A 618-nucleotide genomic window follows, 5' to 3' on the forward strand; every position below is an offset into this window, starting at 1 on the left:
TGGAAGTGCGCAACTTGTTCTTCAATACGCCGGCTCGAAAAAAGTTTATGAAAAGTGAACGGACGGAAAGTTCGAAGATTTCCGATATTATTACGAAGCTGGCCCTAACTCGTCCGGACGTGGCCTTTACGTTTATTAACAACGGCCGCACGGTCTTACAGACAGGCGGAACGGGGGATGATTTGGAAACGATTGCCGCCATTTACGGCGCGGCTGTAGCCAAGGAAGTATTTCCCGTAACTTATGAAAATGAAAATCTTACGATACACGGCTATGTTGGTAAGCCGTCCTTATTAAAGAGTACGCGGGCTTGGCAGACGTGTATAGTCAATAGACGGGTCATTCACAATGCCGTCGTCTTTAAGGCTATTGAAAACGCCTACCATGCCATGCTGCCCAAGTCGGGTTATCCCTTTGCTCTTTTATATGTAGAAACGGATCCGGCAACTATTGATGTAAACGTTCATCCGGCTAAGACGGAAATCAAGTTTGCCGATGAACAGCAGATGTATCGAGCCGTATATCATTGTATTATTACGGCCTTAATGAGCCGGGAAAAGCCTGAACAAATTGCGACACCCGTTAATTTGTCACCGCGCCAAATTGAAAAGGCCGTGC

At 46.6% G+C, this 618-nt stretch carries 1 protein-coding gene; it reads left to right on the plus strand.

Translation table 11 applies throughout. From position 1 onward, the window contains the following. A partial coding sequence (mutL, locus tag PGX78_RS09155) for a DNA mismatch repair endonuclease MutL (protein ID WP_270446657.1) occupies positions 1–618 on the plus strand: 618 nt, incomplete at both ends.

Origin of the sequence: Megasphaera sp. AF13-6AC (assembly GCF_027685385.1) — a bacterium.
GTDB lineage: Bacteria > Bacillota > Negativicutes > Veillonellales > Megasphaeraceae > Megasphaera > Megasphaera micronuciformis.